Origin of the sequence: Streptomyces cinereoruber, from assembly GCF_009299385.1 — a bacterium.
GTDB lineage: Bacteria > Actinomycetota > Actinomycetes > Streptomycetales > Streptomycetaceae > Streptomyces > Streptomyces bikiniensis.
Window position 1 is genome coordinate 4897116 of sequence record NZ_CP023693.1, and the last position, 14870, is coordinate 4911985.

At 68.1% G+C, this 14870-nt stretch carries 9 protein-coding genes; 7 read left to right on the top strand and 2 right to left on the bottom strand.

Annotated features, from left to right (window positions below; all coding sequences use genetic code 11):
* Positions 1 to 111 precede the first annotated feature (111 nt).
* The gene (locus CP977_RS22270; RefSeq protein ID WP_229991394.1) at positions 112 to 1500 is read right to left on the bottom strand and encodes an APC family permease; all 1389 of its coding nucleotides are present in this window, start codon (positions 1498 to 1500) and stop codon (positions 112 to 114) included.
* A 130-nt stretch (positions 1501 to 1630) separates the two neighbouring features.
* On the opposite strand from CP977_RS22270, the gene CP977_RS22275 reads away from it, so the two are divergent.
* Both CP977_RS22275 and ppgK read left to right on the top strand, forming a co-directional pair.
* Positions 1631 to 2674: a 4-hydroxy-3-methylbut-2-enyl diphosphate reductase gene (locus CP977_RS22275; RefSeq protein WP_079131047.1), complete on the top strand. Its 1044-nt coding sequence runs from the start codon at positions 1631 to 1633 to the stop codon at positions 2672 to 2674.
* Between the two features lie 64 nt (positions 2675 to 2738).
* The gene (ppgK, locus tag CP977_RS22280; protein WP_062752427.1) at positions 2739 to 3485 is read left to right on the top strand and encodes a polyphosphate--glucose phosphotransferase; all 747 of its coding nucleotides are present in this window, start codon (positions 2739 to 2741) and stop codon (positions 3483 to 3485) included.
* A gap of 198 nt (positions 3486 to 3683) precedes the next feature.
* Here the strand turns inward: ppgK and CP977_RS35545 are convergent, their stop codons facing one another.
* Positions 3684 to 4484, bottom strand: coding sequence for a DUF6542 domain-containing protein (locus CP977_RS35545; protein WP_372460614.1), 801 nt, complete (start codon positions 4482 to 4484; stop codon positions 3684 to 3686).
* A 161-nt stretch (positions 4485 to 4645) separates the two neighbouring features.
* On the opposite strand from CP977_RS35545, the gene ychF reads away from it, so the two are divergent.
* From ychF to CP977_RS22310, 5 genes are all read left to right on the top strand, one after another.
* Complete coding sequence (gene ychF / locus CP977_RS22290; protein WP_062752426.1) at positions 4646 to 5734, top strand: redox-regulated ATPase YchF; 1089 nt, start codon at positions 4646 to 4648, stop codon at positions 5732 to 5734.
* A gap of 623 nt (positions 5735 to 6357) precedes the next feature.
* The gene (locus tag CP977_RS22295; RefSeq protein WP_152370705.1) at positions 6358 to 10041 is read left to right on the top strand and encodes a DEAD/DEAH box helicase family protein; all 3684 of its coding nucleotides are present in this window, start codon (positions 6358 to 6360) and stop codon (positions 10039 to 10041) included.
* Entirely contained in the window at positions 10038 to 11555 is a 1518-nt protein-coding gene (locus CP977_RS22300) for a restriction endonuclease subunit S (RefSeq protein ID WP_167308895.1), read from the top strand. The genes CP977_RS22295 and CP977_RS22300 overlap by 4 nt, the downstream gene beginning before the upstream one ends.
* A gap of 5 nt (positions 11556 to 11560) precedes the next feature.
* Positions 11561 to 13201: a class I SAM-dependent DNA methyltransferase gene (locus CP977_RS22305; protein WP_152370707.1), complete on the top strand. Its 1641-nt coding sequence runs from the start codon at positions 11561 to 11563 to the stop codon at positions 13199 to 13201.
* 132 nt (positions 13202 to 13333) lie between these two features.
* The gene (locus CP977_RS22310; RefSeq protein WP_167308894.1) at positions 13334 to 14845 is read left to right on the top strand and encodes an HsdM family class I SAM-dependent methyltransferase; all 1512 of its coding nucleotides are present in this window, start codon (positions 13334 to 13336) and stop codon (positions 14843 to 14845) included.
* The last annotated feature ends 25 nt before the right edge of the window (positions 14846 to 14870 follow it).

Here is a 14870-nt window from a genome sequence, read left to right on the forward strand (position 1 = left end):
AACGTCAGGACGGCGGAGGGGGGCGGGGCGGCCGTACGGAGCGGGGGCGCGGGCCCCGGTCTCGTATGCCCCTCGCCCGTACGCCCTCTGCCCGTACGCCCCCGCCCGTACTCACCGCGTCCGCGAAGCCCCCTGGACGGCCAGGACCACCAGGCCCACGCCCAGCCAGACCACGCCCACCACCTGGGCCTCCACCGAGGCCTCGACGATCACCGCGAGCAGGATCGCCGCGCCGACGACCGGCGCCACCACGTGCTTCAGCACGTGCGGCGGCCCCTCCGCCCTCCGTACGGCGAACCAGCCCACCACGCTCGCGTGCAGCAGGACGAAGGCCGTGAGCGCGCCGACGTCGACCACCGACACCAGGTGGTCCAGGCCGTCGTCCCGCCGGGCCGCCCACACCGCCGCGACCATCGTCACCGTGGCCGACACCAGCAGCGCCACGCGCGGCACGCCCCCGTCCGTACGGGCCAGCAGGTGCGGCAGCCGCCGGTCGCGGCCCATCGCGAAGAGCAGCCGCCCGCCGGCCGCCTGCCCGGCGAGCGCCGCGAAGGCCGCGCCGATCGCCTTGGAGGCGGCCACCAGGTCGTGCAGCCAGTCACCGACCGAGGCGTCCACGGCGTCGTAGAAGGCGGAGCCCTGCTTGCCGGGGTCGGCGGCCAGCTCGGCCGAGGAGACCGGTTCGAGCAGCGCCACCAGCCAGGTCTGCGCCACGAAGAGCACACCGGCGAGGGCCAGGCAGAACAGCAGCGCCCGCGCCACCTTCGCCGAGCCGCCCGTGACCTCCTCCGCGAAGGAGGCGATCGCGTCGAAGCCCAGGTAGGACAGGACGGCGACCGAGACCGCGCCGAGCACCGCCGCGAGCGAGAACGACGCGTCGCCGACCAGCGGCGACCACCAGTCGCGCCGTGCCCCGTCCCGTACGAGCACCACCACGGCCGACACGACGAAGACGAGGAGGACGGCGATCTCCGTCGCGAGCACCGCGAAGCCGACGCGGGCCGCCGCCCGCACGCCCCACAGGTTGAGCAGGGTGGTCAGGACCACGGCGATCCCGGTCCACACCCACCGGTCGACCGCCGGGACCAGCGCCTCCATGGCGATGCCGGCGAAGAGGTAGGCGACGGCGGGGATCAGCAGGTAGTCGAGCATCGCCATCCACCCGGCGACGAAGCCCGGCCCCTCCCCGAGCCCCTTGCGCGCGTACGTGAAGACCGACCCGGCCTGCGGCGCGACCCGCACCATCTGGGCGTAGCTGAACGCCGTGAACGCCATGGCGACCGTCGCCACCACGTACACCAGCGCGACCGCGCCGTGCGACTTGGCGTCGAGGGTGCCGAAGACGCCGACCGGCGCCATGGGCGCGATGAAGAGCAGCCCGTAGACGACCAGGTCGCGGAAGCCCAGGTTCCGCCGGAGCCCGGTGTGGTCCGTACCGCCACCACCGTCGTCGCCACCGTCACCGTTCCCGCCCGCCGCCACCTGCGATTCCTCGGCCATGGGGTCAGTTTCGGCCATGACGGCGGCCGGATCGCCGAGCGACGCGGCCGTGGGGGAGACGGCGGTGCGGAGCCCGTCCGGGGCGCCCGCCGACACGGGCGCACGGGGAGGCGGCCTTACGAGCCTTACGATGGGACGCATGACTGCAACGCCCGCGCCGACGCCCGATTCCGCCTCCGCGACGAACCGCCCGAAGCGTGTCCTGCTCGCCGCTCCCCGCGGCTACTGCGCGGGCGTGGACCGTGCCGTGATCGCGGTGGAGAAGGCCCTGGAGCAGTACGGGGCCCCGATCTACGTCCGGCACGAGATCGTCCACAACAAGTACGTCGTCCAGACCCTGGAGCGGAAGGGCGCGATCTTCGTCGACCAGGCGACCGAGGTGCCGCCGGGCAACATCGTGATGTTCTCCGCGCACGGCGTCGCCCCGACCGTCCACGAGGAGGCCCGGCAGGGCCGGCTCGCGACCATCGACGCCACCTGCCCGCTGGTCACCAAGGTCCACAAGGAGGCCGTCCGGTTCGCCAAGGAGGACTTCGACATCCTCCTCATCGGCCACGAGGGCCACGAGGAGGTCATCGGCACCTCCGGCGAGGCCCCGGACCACATCCAGCTGGTCGACGGCCCCGAGGACGTCGCCAAGATCGAGGTCCGCGACCCCTCCCGGGTCGTCTGGCTCTCCCAGACCACGCTGTCGGTGGACGAGACGATGGAGACGGTCGACGCGCTGAAGGAGAAGTTCCCGCAGCTGATCTCCCCGCCCTCCGACGACATCTGCTACGCCACGCAGAACCGCCAGACCGCGATCAAGGAGCTGGCCGGCCAGGCCGAGCTGGTGATCGTCGTCGGCTCGAAGAACTCCTCGAACTCGATCCGCATGGTCGAGGTCGCCAAGCAGGCCGGCGTGCCCGCCGCGTACCTCGTGGACTTCGCGAGCGAGATCGACGAGGCCTGGCTGGAGGGCGTGACCAGCGTCGGCCTCTCCTCCGGCGCCTCCGTCCCGGACGTCCTGGTGCAGGAGGTCCTGGAGTGGCTGGCCGAGCGGGGCTACGCGGACGTCGAGATCGTCAAGACGGCCGACGAGTCCCTGACCTTCTCGCTCCCCAAGGAGCTCCGCGACAAGAACCTGCGGGCCGTGGCGGAGCGGCTCGGCGCGGAGGAGCCGGCCGAGAAGTGACGACGCGCCCGGGGAGGGCCCCGGTCGAGGAGTAACGGGCCGCCCCAGCCCTTACGGTGGGTCCATGAACGTCTTCGGAGTGGACATCGGCGGCTCGGGCATCAAGGGCGCTCCCGTGGACCTGGAGCGCGGCACGCTCACCGAGGAGCGCCACAAGGTACTGACCCCGCAGCCCGCCACACCCGACGGTGTGGCGGGCTGCGTCGCGGAGGTCGTGGCGCACTTCGGCTGGACGGGCCCGGTCGGGATCACCTTCCCCGGCGTGGTGACGGGCTCCACGATCCGTACGGCCGCGAACGTCGACAAGTCCTGGATCGACGTCGACGCGGGCGCGCTCATCGGCCCGCGGATCGGGGGCCTCCCCGTGACCGTCCTGAACGACGCGGACGCGGCCGGGATCGCGGAGATGACCTTCGGCGCGGGCCGGGGCCGCAAGGGCACGGTGATCATGCTGACACTGGGCACGGGCATCGGCTCGGCCCTCTTCGTCGACGGCCGGCTCGTACCGAACACGGAGCTGGGCCACCTGGAGCTCAAGGGCCACGACGCGGAGAAGCGGGCCTCGACGAAGGCCAAGGAGGACGAGGACCTGAGCTGGGAGCACTGGGCCACCAAGCGGGTGCAGAAGTACCTCGCGCACGTGGAGATGCTGTTCTCGCCGGAACTCTTCATCATCGGCGGCGGAGTCAGCCGCAAGGCGGACAGGTTCCTGCCGCTGATCGAGGGGATCAGGGCGGAGATCGTCCCGGCGGAACTCCAGAACAACGCGGGGATCGTGGGCGCGGCGATGGCGGCGGCGGGGAGGGCGTAGGGCGGGGGCTGGTGCCGGGGCTGGTGCGGGGCCGGGGCGGGGCTCCGGTACGACGGGAGCCCCGAGGGTTTCGCGGAGGTGCGGGGACGGCGGATCACGGGGGCAACGGGGGTGCCGGATGGCCGGGGCGCCGGATCACGGGGCGCTGGGACACCGGACTACGGGCTCAGGGGCTCACCGGACTACGGAGTCACCGGCTCACCGGGCCTTGGCCGCCTTGGAGCTTTTGGCGACCGGATCGGCAGGCTTGACGGCCCCGGCGGCCCCGTTGGCCCCGGCGGTGCCGGTGGCGGTCCGGGTGCGCTGCTGTCGGCGCCCCATGTCCCGTACCTTCCGGACGCTGGCGATGATGCCGGCGACCAGGGTGCCGCCGTACAGCCATCCGGCGTGCACGGCGAGGGCGGTGACGACGGCCATGGCCTGGCCGCCGAGGCCGCCCGTGCCGCCCGCGATGGGGAGGACGCCGACGGCGAAGGCGATGGGGACGCCGATGGGGGCGGTGACCAGGTCGGCGGTACGGACCCAGAGCGCGGTCAGGGCGCTGACCGGCAGGAACAGCAGCCCGTAGACGACGGGGGAGCCGTCGAGGAGCAGCAGGTCGAGGAAGCCGATCGTCAGCATGACGGCGGAGGCGAAGAGCCCGGCGCCGAGCCCGGTGAGGCGGGGCGAGGGCAGCCGCCGCAGGGCGAGGACGACGGGGGGCACGGGCCGGCGGGCGGGGGCGGTCGTACGTCCCGGAGCGCGACCGGCGGTACGGCCGGTGGTACGGCGGACCGCGCCGCCCGCCGTACGGTCCGGGGCGCCCGGTGCCGAGGCCCGCTCGACGCGGGCGCCGCCGGGGGTACGGGAGGCTCTGCCGGTCACGCGGTACACGGAGGCGCCCTCCACGAGCGGGCCGGAGGGTGCGGCGGGCGCGGCGGGGGGCGGGGCGGCGGTCGGCGAGCCGGACGGCTTCGGCCGCCGGCGCCCCTGGGGCTGACTTGTCCTGTGCTGCTCCACCCGACCAACGTAGGCGGGGAGGGGGCGGGAACCGGGTCCGGGACACGCCCTTTGGGTGACCTTGCCCCCGAGATCGGCCGGAGGGCGACGTCACCGGCCGGTTCGGGCCGCCCGTAAACTGGGGGATCGGCCCACCATCCACACTTCAGGAAGTCGCCACCGTGTCGCTCACGATCGGAATCGTCGGTCTGCCGAATGTCGGCAAGTCGACCCTGTTCAACGCCCTGACCAAGAACGACGTGCTGGCGGCCAACTACCCGTTCGCCACGATCGAGCCGAACGTCGGCGTCGTCGGCGTCCCGGACGCCCGCCTGACCAAGCTCGCGGAGATCTTCGGCTCGCAGCGCGTCCTCCCGGCGACGGTCGACTTCGTCGACATCGCGGGCATCGTGCGCGGCGCGAGCGAGGGCGAGGGCCTGGGCAACAAGTTCCTGGCGAACATCCGCGAGTCGGACGCGATCTGCCAGGTCATCCGCGCCTTCAAGGACGAGAACGTCGTGCACGTCGACGGCAAGGTCTCGCCGAAGGACGACATCGAGACGATCAACACGGAGCTGATCCTCGCGGACCTCCAGACGATCGAGAAGGTCCTGCCGCGCCTCCAGAAGGAGTCCCGGATCAAGAAGGACGTGGCGCCGAAGGTCGCCGCGGTCGAGGCGGCGCAGGCGATCCTGGAGAAGGGCGACACCCTCTTCTCGCAGGGCATCGTCCAGGGCTCGGAGAAGGCGGAGCTCCTCCACGACCTGCACCTGCTGACCACGAAGCCGTTCCTCTACGTGTTCAACGTGGACGAGGACGAGCTGACGGACGACGCGTTCAAGGCGGAGCAGAGCGCGCTGGTCGCCCCGGCGGAGGCGATCTTCCTCAACGCCAAGCTGGAGCAGGACCTCGCGGAGCTGGACGAGGAGGACGCCATGGAGCTCCTCCAGTCCGTCGGCGCCGAGGAGCCCGGCCTCGCCACCCTCGCCCGCGTCGGCTTCGACACCCTCGGCCTCCAGACCTACCTGACGGCAGGCCCCAAGGAGTCCCGCGCCTGGACGATCAAGAAGGGCGCCACGGCCCCCGAGGCGGCCGGCGTCATCCACACGGACTTCCAGAAGGGCTTCATCAAGGCCGAGGTCATCTCCTTCACCGACCTCGTCACCACGGGCTCGGTGGCCGACGCCCGCGCGGCCGGCAAGGCCCGCATGGAGGGCAAGGAGTACGTGATGCAGGACGGGGACGTGGTGGAGTTCCGCTTCAACGTCTGAACTCCACCACATCGGTGATGTGGTGGAGTTCAGTTCAAAGGTACAAACAGCTGATGGGGCTGGGACGAATCTTCCTGGCCCCGTCAGTCTTTCAATCCGTCCTCAGAGGTGCCTGCCAGCAGCTCGGGGTCTGAGCAGCTTATGGAGTGGACCAGACTCATCACGTTGGGCGCCTGACCGACAAAGTCGCTCACCGAGGACAAGGCGTTGTAGGTCCGCATGAACGGCGGGGGCATCCGCAGCGCTGTCGTCGGCCGTGGCGTCGTGGGCACCGCCTGTGAAGTGGTCACGCAGTTGGCCATAGATTCCACGTCTGGACAGCGGCGACATACCGCAGCTGGTCGCATGTGCGGCTTTGAACTGCAGATTTGTTCGACGGTGCGAGTCGAAGGGGGCAGTGTCAGTGACGGACATGCGCGTTTTGACCGCCTGGCGTCGCAACGGACATCCGTAGGTGTCAGTCCTCGACGTACCCACGTCCGTCTCCAGACCCCGGAAAGTCCGCTCTTCGGTACACGCAAAAACCGACCCGCCTTCGAACATCCCAAAGTAGGGTCGTACGGCGATTAAGTCGCGCTTCTCGCGCTGCGCGGCTCACCCGCCCCAGAAAGTGGTGACACAGTATGAGTGCGGTCGGCTCGCCCGGCACCCAGGACGCCAAACTGGCCAGGCTGGCTCAGCAATCGCGGAACTTCGGCTTTCTACTGCCGCACACCCCCCTGCTCGTGGCCTACGGGGCAGCAGCCGAGAGCTACGTCTTCAGCGACCCCAATACTTCCTTGATCAAGTCGAGGCAGTTCGGTGAGACGCTCGCGGCGGACCTGGTCCGCAGGGCGCGGATCAGGAACGCGGGCACCACACAGTTCGAGCGGCTGAAGGCCCTCGACAAGGAGGGGTTCCTGCACGGAAATGTCGGGGCCGCCTTCCACGAGGTCCGCGCTCTTGGCAACGACGCCAACCACGGTGACCGAGACAACTCCGACGACGCATTCCGAACCCTGCGATCCTGCTTCAGGCTCGGAGTCTGGTACCACCGCCTGCTGACCGGCTCGCGCGAGCAGATCGCATTCGTACCCCCGGACCCGGCCCGTACGCCGGCCGCACGCAACCAACGTCTGCGCGATCAGGTGGCCCAGGCCCGCAAGGCCCTCGAAGAGGCCCGACTCACTTACCAGGACCAGGCGTCCAAGGCAGAGGCCGAGCAGGCGGCTCGAGCCGCCGCCGAACGTGAGCTCTCCGCGGCTCGCGCCGAGCAACAGGATCTCGCCCGTTCGATTGCTGCGCTCCAGGAGCAGCTGAAGCAGGTCGAAGCGGCCCAGGAGGCCGACTACGCACGGCAGCGCCGGGCCGAAGCCACCGACAGCGCGGCGGCCTCCACCGCCGTCGCGGAGCGCGCCCGCCTCCTCGACAACGCCGAAGCGGCCGCCCGCGAGCCCCTCACCGAGGTACAGGTTCGCGCCCGCCTCGACCAGATGCTCACCGAGGCCGGCTGGCAGGTCCAGGACATCGCGGAGCAGAACCTTTGGCATCAGGGCGACCACCGGGGCAACGGCGTCGCCGTCCGCGAGACCACGACAGCACGTGGCCGGGCCGACTACGCGCTGTACGTGGACCGCAAGCTGGTCGGTGTCATCGAGGCCAAGCGCGAAGGGGCTGACCTGTCCGCTGCCGAGGCTCAGGCCGACCGGTACGCCGACCACCCCACCGACGCCCAGCAGCGCATGCTCGCTTGGAGACGAGAGGAACCCCTGCCGTTCCGTTATGTGAGCGACGGTGGCGAGACTCGTTTCCGCAGCACCCTCGACCCCGACTCCCGTACCCGCCGGATCTTCTCCTTCCACCAGCCGCGCACTCTGGCCCGCTGGATCCGCCAGGCCGACGAAGACCCACAGGCGCCGAGCTACCGTGCTCGTCTCCGCTGGCGCATGCCCGAGCTGGACGAGCACCCACTGCGTCCCGCGCAGATCTCCGCTGTCCGTGGGGTCGAGGACTCCGTAGCCCTCGGCCGGGGCCAGCAGGGGATGGGCCAGCCCCGCTCTCTGGTACAGATGGCCACCGGCGCTGGCAAGACCTTCACCGCGGTGACCTTCTCGTACCGGATGCTGAAGCATGCGCGCGCCGAGCGAGTCCTCTTCCTCGTCGACCGCAACAACCTGGGGGACCAGGCAGTCGCCGAGTTCGAGAACTTCATCACCCCTGACGGTGCCCGCAAGTTCGCCGACCTCTACCACGTCCAGCGACTCGGCGCCGAAGGCATGAAAGCGTCCTCCAAGGTGGTCGTGTCCACGGTCCAACGCCTGTACATGGAACTGACCGGCGAACGCCCGACAGGCGCACTCGCGGAAGACGCCGAGGGAGAACAGCCCTACGACATTCCCGGCCCGGTCGAGGTCAGCTACAACCCGGACATTCCGCCGGAGTCCTTCGACCTGATCGTGGTCGACGAGTGCCACCGATCCATCTACGGCAAGTGGCGCTCGGTCCTGGAGTACTTCGACGCCCCTATCGTGGGCCTCACCGCCACTCCGGTCGCCCAGACCTTCGGCTACTTCAACGGCAACCTGGTCAGCGAGTACACCTACCAGGAGGCCGTCGCCGACGGTGTCAACGTCGACTTCTCCGTGTATGAGATCGGCACCCGGATAACGGCCGAGGGCGGTGTCATCGCCCAGGGCACCATCCCGGTCCGCGACCGGCGCACCCGACGCCAGCGCTACGAGGACCTCGACGAGGACGTCGAGTACGGCGCGAACCAAGTCGGTGTGGGCGTCATCAGCAAGGACCAGCTGCGCACCGTGATCCGCACCTTCCGAGAGCGGCTCTTCACCGAGATCTTCCCCGAACGCGGCAAGCGTGACGGCTCCACTGGTGAGCTGCTGTGGGACGAGATGTACGTCCCCAAGACCCTGATCTTCGCGAAGAACGACAACCATGCCGAAGAAATCGTCGAAGTCGTCCGTGACGTCTTCGGCAAGGGCAACGATTTCTGCGCCAAGATCACCCACGCGGCGAAGAAGGCTGATGAGCGCCTCGCGGACTTCCGTAACCTGCCTCAGCTGCGGATCGCCGTCACCGTCGACATGATCGCCACCGGTACCGACGTCAAGCCCTTGGAATGCCTGCTCTTCCTGCGCGACGTGAAGAGCTGGGCCTATTTCGAGCAGATGAAGGGCCGCGGCGCCCGCACCCTCTCCCTCACCGAGTTCGAGAAGGTGACACCCGGCGTCGGCCCTAAGACCCGTTTCGTCATCGTCGACGCGGTGGGCGTCACGCAGAAGAAGAAGGTCGACGCGGCTCCGCTAGAGCGCCACACCGAGAAGCAGGTCAGCCTGGAGAAGCTGCTGCGGAAGGCTGGCGCCGGCACCATCGAGGAGGAAGAGGTCTCCACCCTCGCCGCCCGCCTTGCCAAGCTCGACATCCAGATGACCCCTGAGGAGCGCGGCGAGATCGAGCAGCTCACCGGCGGCCGCCCCCTCAAGGAGATCATTCACGGCATGATCCGCGCGGTCTCGGTCGACGACCAGCAGAAAGTACGGGACGCCGCCCACCTCACCGGCCGCGACCCCGAGCGGGAGGTGCGGGCGCTCATCGACCACGCCGTCCAGCCCCTCGCCGCCGCCCCGAAGCTGCGTGCCCGGCTGCTGGAGATGCGTCGCGCCAAGGACATCCTCTACGACGAGACCAGCCGAGATGAGCTGGTCACTGCGGGGGCCGTGGTCGAGGACGAGGCGGCCTCCCGCGATGTCGTCACCAGCTGGCGGCAGTACATCGAGGACAACCGCGACGAAATCGCTGCCATCGCCATCGCCTTCAGCGCCGACTCCGACACCCCGCCGGCCGACGCCCTGCGCCGTCTGCAGAACGTGGCCCGTGCCATCGCCCGCCCCCCACGCGCCTGGACCCCTGACCGCCTGTGGACCGCCTACGAGCAGGTCGGCGAGGCCGCCCTCCGCGGTGCCCACGCCCGCCGTACTGCGGCCGACCTCCTCGCCCTGCTCCGCTACGAACTCGCTGGCGGAGCCGAACGCGGCGCCCCCCAGCCGATCCCGCACGAGGAACGCGTCCGCGAACGCTATGCGGCCTGGCTCACCCGCCAGCATCAGGCAGGCGTCCGTTTCAGCGACCGTCAGCGCTGGTGGCTCGACCACATCGCAGCCGCCACGATTGAACGTGTACGCTTCGACACCGCCGACCTCGACTATGCCCCGTTTGCCGCCCGTAACGGCACGGACGGCTTCCTCGCCGAATTCGGCGAACGACAGGCAGAACACATCATCGACGATCTCGACAGGGAGCTGAGCGCGTGACGGGGACCGCCGTGGAGGCCAATAACGGAGGCGGAGGTAACAGCGCCTCCGGCGTGACGGACACCCCAGGGCTGCCAAACGGATGGGCCATCGCCACCATCGGCGAACTATGCGACGTCAATCCGCGCGGATTCGCCGAGGAGCCGAATGACGATGACCTCATCTCGCAGGTTCCTATGGCCTCGGTCGAAGCCGAAACCGGACGGATGGACCCATCAACGCTGGTCCGTTACGGCGAATTTAAGAGAAAGTCTCTGACTCGATTCCAAGAGAACGACGTCCTGTTCGCCAAGATCACTCCGTGCATGGAGAATGGGAAGATCGCCCAGGCGAGAGGACTGACCGGTGGACGCGCGCTCGGCAGCACGGAGTTTCATGTGCTCCGCAGCCGTGGGGCCCTTCTTCCCGAGTACCTGACACTTTACCTACTGCAGCGAAGCGTGCGGAAAGCAGCGGAACCGTACATGTCCGGCGCCGTAGGGCAGCGGCGAGTCCCCCGCCTCTACCTCGAAGGGCTCCATATCCCGGTCCCGCCGCTTGCAGAGCAGCGTCGTATCGTTGCGCGGCTTGACGAGCAGCTGGCTCACGTCGAGGCTGGCGAAGCCTCCGTTCGGACAGCACTCAACAAGTGTGAATCCTTTGTGGAGCAGATCCTGGCCTTGGGAACGAGCGGTGCCCTGAGCCACACGGATCGGTTCTTTACTGGTATTTCCCCTGCGGACTCAGATGATGGTAAACTCCCCGATCTTCCTGCCGGATGGACTTGGAGGCGACTTGGCGAGATCGCGGCCGTCGTCGGCGGAATCACCAAGGACAGCAAGAAACAGGGAGATCCGGACTACGTCGAAGTTCCCTATCTTCGCGTAGCTAATGTGCAGCGCGGTCGACTCATGCTGGACAGAGTAGAAACTATCCGGGTGCCCCCTGCTAAGGCTGAATCTCTCCGGCTGGTTTCGGGAGACGTACTTCTCAACGAGGGAGGGGACCGTGACAAGCTCGGCCGGGGATGGGTCTGGGAGGGGCAAATCGATGACTGCATTCACCAGAATCATGTCTTCCGAGCCCGTGTAATTGGCGATGTTCTTTCACCTCTGCTCCTCGCATGGCATGCGAACAGTTTCGGGAAGTCTTGGTGCGACCGCAACGGCAAGCAGACAGTGAATCTCGCGTCTATCAGCCTTCGCAAGATAAAGCTGCTCCCTGTCCCTGTTCCTCCACGTGATGAGCAAGACAATCTGGTCCAGCTCATCGAGAACTACGTGGAACAAGCCGAAGTCTTTCGGCAGACAGCGAAGGCGTCCCTTGCCCAGGTTGCCGACCTAAGAGCTGCTCTCCTACACGCCGCCTTCACTGGCACTCTTGTCCCCCAGGACCCCACCGACGAGCCCGCTTCCGTACTGCTCGACCGCCTCCGCGCTCAGCGCTCCGCCGCCAGCACGAGGAGCACGCGCCGCCGCGCCCCGCGCACCAGCAAGTCGACCGGCAACCCCGGTCAGGGAGAACTACCCCTGTGAGCACCATGAGCACCGACAAGCCCGTCTCGGCACAGGAGTCGCCCCAGGGAACCGTTCCCCTGGGCCCTCAGGCCACGCCCAGGGTGACCGCAATCGAGTCGACCAGCACTCTCGTCAATCGACTCTGGTCGTACTGCGAGCTCCTGCGCCACTCCGGGGTCTCGACTCTCGACTACGTCGAGCAGCTCACGTACCTCCTCTTCCTGAAGATGGCGGACGAGCGGGCCAACCGCCCGGCCAAGTTCCGCCGTAATTTCCCGGAGGAGCCTCTCGTTCCCCCGGGCCGGGACTGGGCGAGCCTAACCACCCGCTCAGGTGATGCGCTGCTCGATCACTATGAGTTCATCCTCAAGGACCTCGGTTCGCGAGGCGGCACTATGCTCGGTGAGGTCTTCGCCAAGTCGAGCAACAAGATCCACGAACCTGCCGTCCTGGAGCGGCTGATCAAGGACCTGATCAACCCGTACCGGTGGACCACCGAGGACCAGGACCTCAAGGGCGACGCGTACGAGGGCCTGCTGCAGCGCGGCGCCGAGGACCGCAAGACCGGCGCCGGCCAGTACTTCACTCCCCGCCCTGTCATCGACGCCATGGTCGACTGTGTCCGGCCTCAGGTCGGCGAGACCATCACCGACCCGGCCTGCGGAACGGGCGGCTTCCTCATCGCCGCCCATGCCCACCTCAATCAGCACTACCAGGAACAGCTCTACGGTGACGAGGGCCGCAAGCTGCAGACCGGCGCGATCACCGGCTACGAGTTGGTCCGGGAGACCGCTCGTCTGGCGCTGATGAACATGCTGCTGCACAACATCGGCACATCCGAGGCCAAGCCACTGATCACCGTGCAGGACTCCCTGGCAAAGTCTCCCTCGCAGTTCTACGACATCGTCTTCGCCAACCCCCCCTTCGGCGTTGGCTCGGTGACGGGCGAGGCATACACCGCTCGCAAGGACTTCTGGACTCAGACCACCAACAAACAGCTCAACTTCGTCCAGCACATCTACAACCTGCTGAAGACCAACGGCCGGGCAGCCGTCGTTCTCCCCGACAACGTGCTCTTCGAGTCAGGTGCCGGCGAGACGATCCGCCGCAACCTGCTGAACTTGTGCGATGTGCACACGCTGCTGCGCCTGCCCACCGGCATCTTCTACGCCAACGGTGTCAAGGCCAACGTCCTGTTCTTCGACAAGACCGGTCAGCGCACCGGAGGCCGCCCCGGCACCAGGCAGCTGTGGGTCTACGACTTCCGCACCGACCAGCGGTTCACCCTCAAGCAGCGGCAGCTGCGCCGCGAACACCTGGACGACTTCGTCGCCGCCTTCCACTCGGGCGGCACCGACTTCTCCGCTCGCAAGCCCACTGATCGCTTCCAGGCTTACGATTACGAAGAACTGATCTCTCGTGACAAGGTGAATCTCGACCTGACCGTCCTCCGATCGGGAACGGACTCCACGCATACGGCCCTTGCGTCGCCTGACGTGATCGCCCAGGAGATCGTGCACGAACTGGAGGCCGCTTTGGTCGAGTTCACCACCGTGGCACGCGCTCTGAAGAGGGAAGCGGGCTCGGAGAGCATCGCGCGAACTGGAACAATCAACACAGCCGACGACGACAGCGACGAAACAGGGGAAGCCCGCGCGGGGTAGGCCCGTCCTTCCGTTCCCCGAGTCAGGGTCCGGAAGGCAACCGGCCGTGGCCCGAGCCCGGGTGACAGCGGAGGGAAGCAGAACAGTATGGGTACGGGGCGGGGCAGTGCTGGATCCGCAAGCATGAGTGGGATGTCGGGGATTCCGCCGCAGGGTGGGCAGCTTGAGAGGCACTGGACCGCCGAATCGATCGTCCGCCGCTGGTGGGAGTTCTACAACTACAAGACCAGCATCCGGGCCCTGACAAAGATCGAGTTCGCTGAGCACATCGCCTACCTGCTCTTCCTCAAGCTCGACCACGAACGCGCAAACCGACCCGGCAAGTTCGCCTCCCGTCCGGTCGCGCCGTCGATCGACACCTGGCCGCACCTGGTCGAACGCGGCGGCGAAGACCTCCACAGCTACCTGGCCCGCACCATGCGCACGCTCGGCACGCCAACCCCGGACAACCAGCGTCGCACCACTGCCAGCGTCCTCTTCCATGACGCACAGCCGTGGAACATCGACCGGATGAGCGAGCTGCGACAGCTCATCACCGAGGAGATTAACCCGTACCGTTGGGCCCAGGTCCCTGACGGCGAGCTCGGACGGGCCTTCGCCCAGCTTCTCTCCGACTGCTACGACGACATGCTCAAGAAGCGCCAGACCGGACAGTTCCTGACCCCACCGCCACTCCTCGCCGTGGTCGCCAAGGCCCTCGCCCTCACCCCCGACGACCGGATCATCGACCCGGCCTGCGGCATTGGCAGCACGCTGATCGCCGCCCACCGGGAGATGGAGAGCCATGGCACCAAGGTGGACGACTCCGCCATCGCGGGAGCCGACATCGATCCCCAGATGTGCCGTCTCGCCACCATGAACGTGCTCCTCAACACCCGCCGGCTGTTCGCGGGAATCCCCCCGATACAGCGTTCGGACTCCCTTTCCCGCAAGGTAAGGGCCATTCAGCGGCAGGACCGGGATGTCGCCGCGACCGTGGCTCTGTGCAACCCGCCCTTCAAGAGCACCGACGCGGCCGTCGACACCACCCACCGCGACGACTTCTGGGCACCCAAGGCGGACCTTCCCACCAACTTCCTCCAGCACATCGCCATCACCTTGCCGCAAGGTGCGCGAGCCGCCGTCTTCGCCCCCGACAGCGTGCTATTCGGTACGGGCGCCGCGGCCACCGTACGCCGCAATCTGCTCCTCAACTGCGACGTGCACACTCTGCTGCGTCTGCCCACCGGCATCTTCCGGGGCACCAACGCCAAGGCGAACATCCTCTTTTTCACCAAGTCCGCCCCTCGCCCCAGCGGCGAGCCCGCCACGCGCGCCCTGTGGGTCTACGACGCCCGCACCGGTAACCACCGCACGGACACCGGCAACCCGCTCACCGAGGACGACCTGTCCGACTTCCTCGCCGCCTACCGCCCGGACGACCCCGACCACAGCAGCCGTACACCGTCACGCCAGTTCAAGCCGTACCCCGTAGCCGATCTTCTGGCCCGCCCCAGCGCCAGCCTGGAGCTCTGGGCCGACCTCACCGAAAACCAGCAGGACCTCGGTTCCCCACGCGACATCGCGGCCTCCATCGTCGCCGAACTGAACAGCGCGAGCAGCAGCTTCCAGGCCGTCGTGGACTCACTCGCCCCCGGCCAGTGACGCGCACCAGCCGCGTTCCCCACAC

What these genes read in the sequence shown, in the direction of transcription:
- CP977_RS22270 (WP_229991394.1), bottom strand. Translation starts at nt 1,500, where the DNA reads ATGGCCGAGGAATCGCAGGTGGCGGCGGGCGGGAACGGTGACGGTGGC.
- CP977_RS22275 (WP_079131047.1), top strand. Translation starts at nt 1,631, where the DNA reads ATGGGACGCATGACTGCAACGCCCGCGCCGACGCCCGATTCCGCCTCC.
- ppgK (WP_062752427.1), top strand. Translation starts at nt 2,739, where the DNA reads ATGAACGTCTTCGGAGTGGACATCGGCGGCTCGGGCATCAAGGGCGCT.
- CP977_RS22295 (WP_152370705.1), top strand. Translation starts at nt 6,358, where the DNA reads ATGAGTGCGGTCGGCTCGCCCGGCACCCAGGACGCCAAACTGGCCAGG.
- CP977_RS22305 (WP_152370707.1), top strand. Translation starts at nt 11,561, where the DNA reads ATGAGCACCGACAAGCCCGTCTCGGCACAGGAGTCGCCCCAGGGAACC.
- CP977_RS22310 (WP_167308894.1), top strand. Translation starts at nt 13,334, where the DNA reads ATGTCGGGGATTCCGCCGCAGGGTGGGCAGCTTGAGAGGCACTGGACC.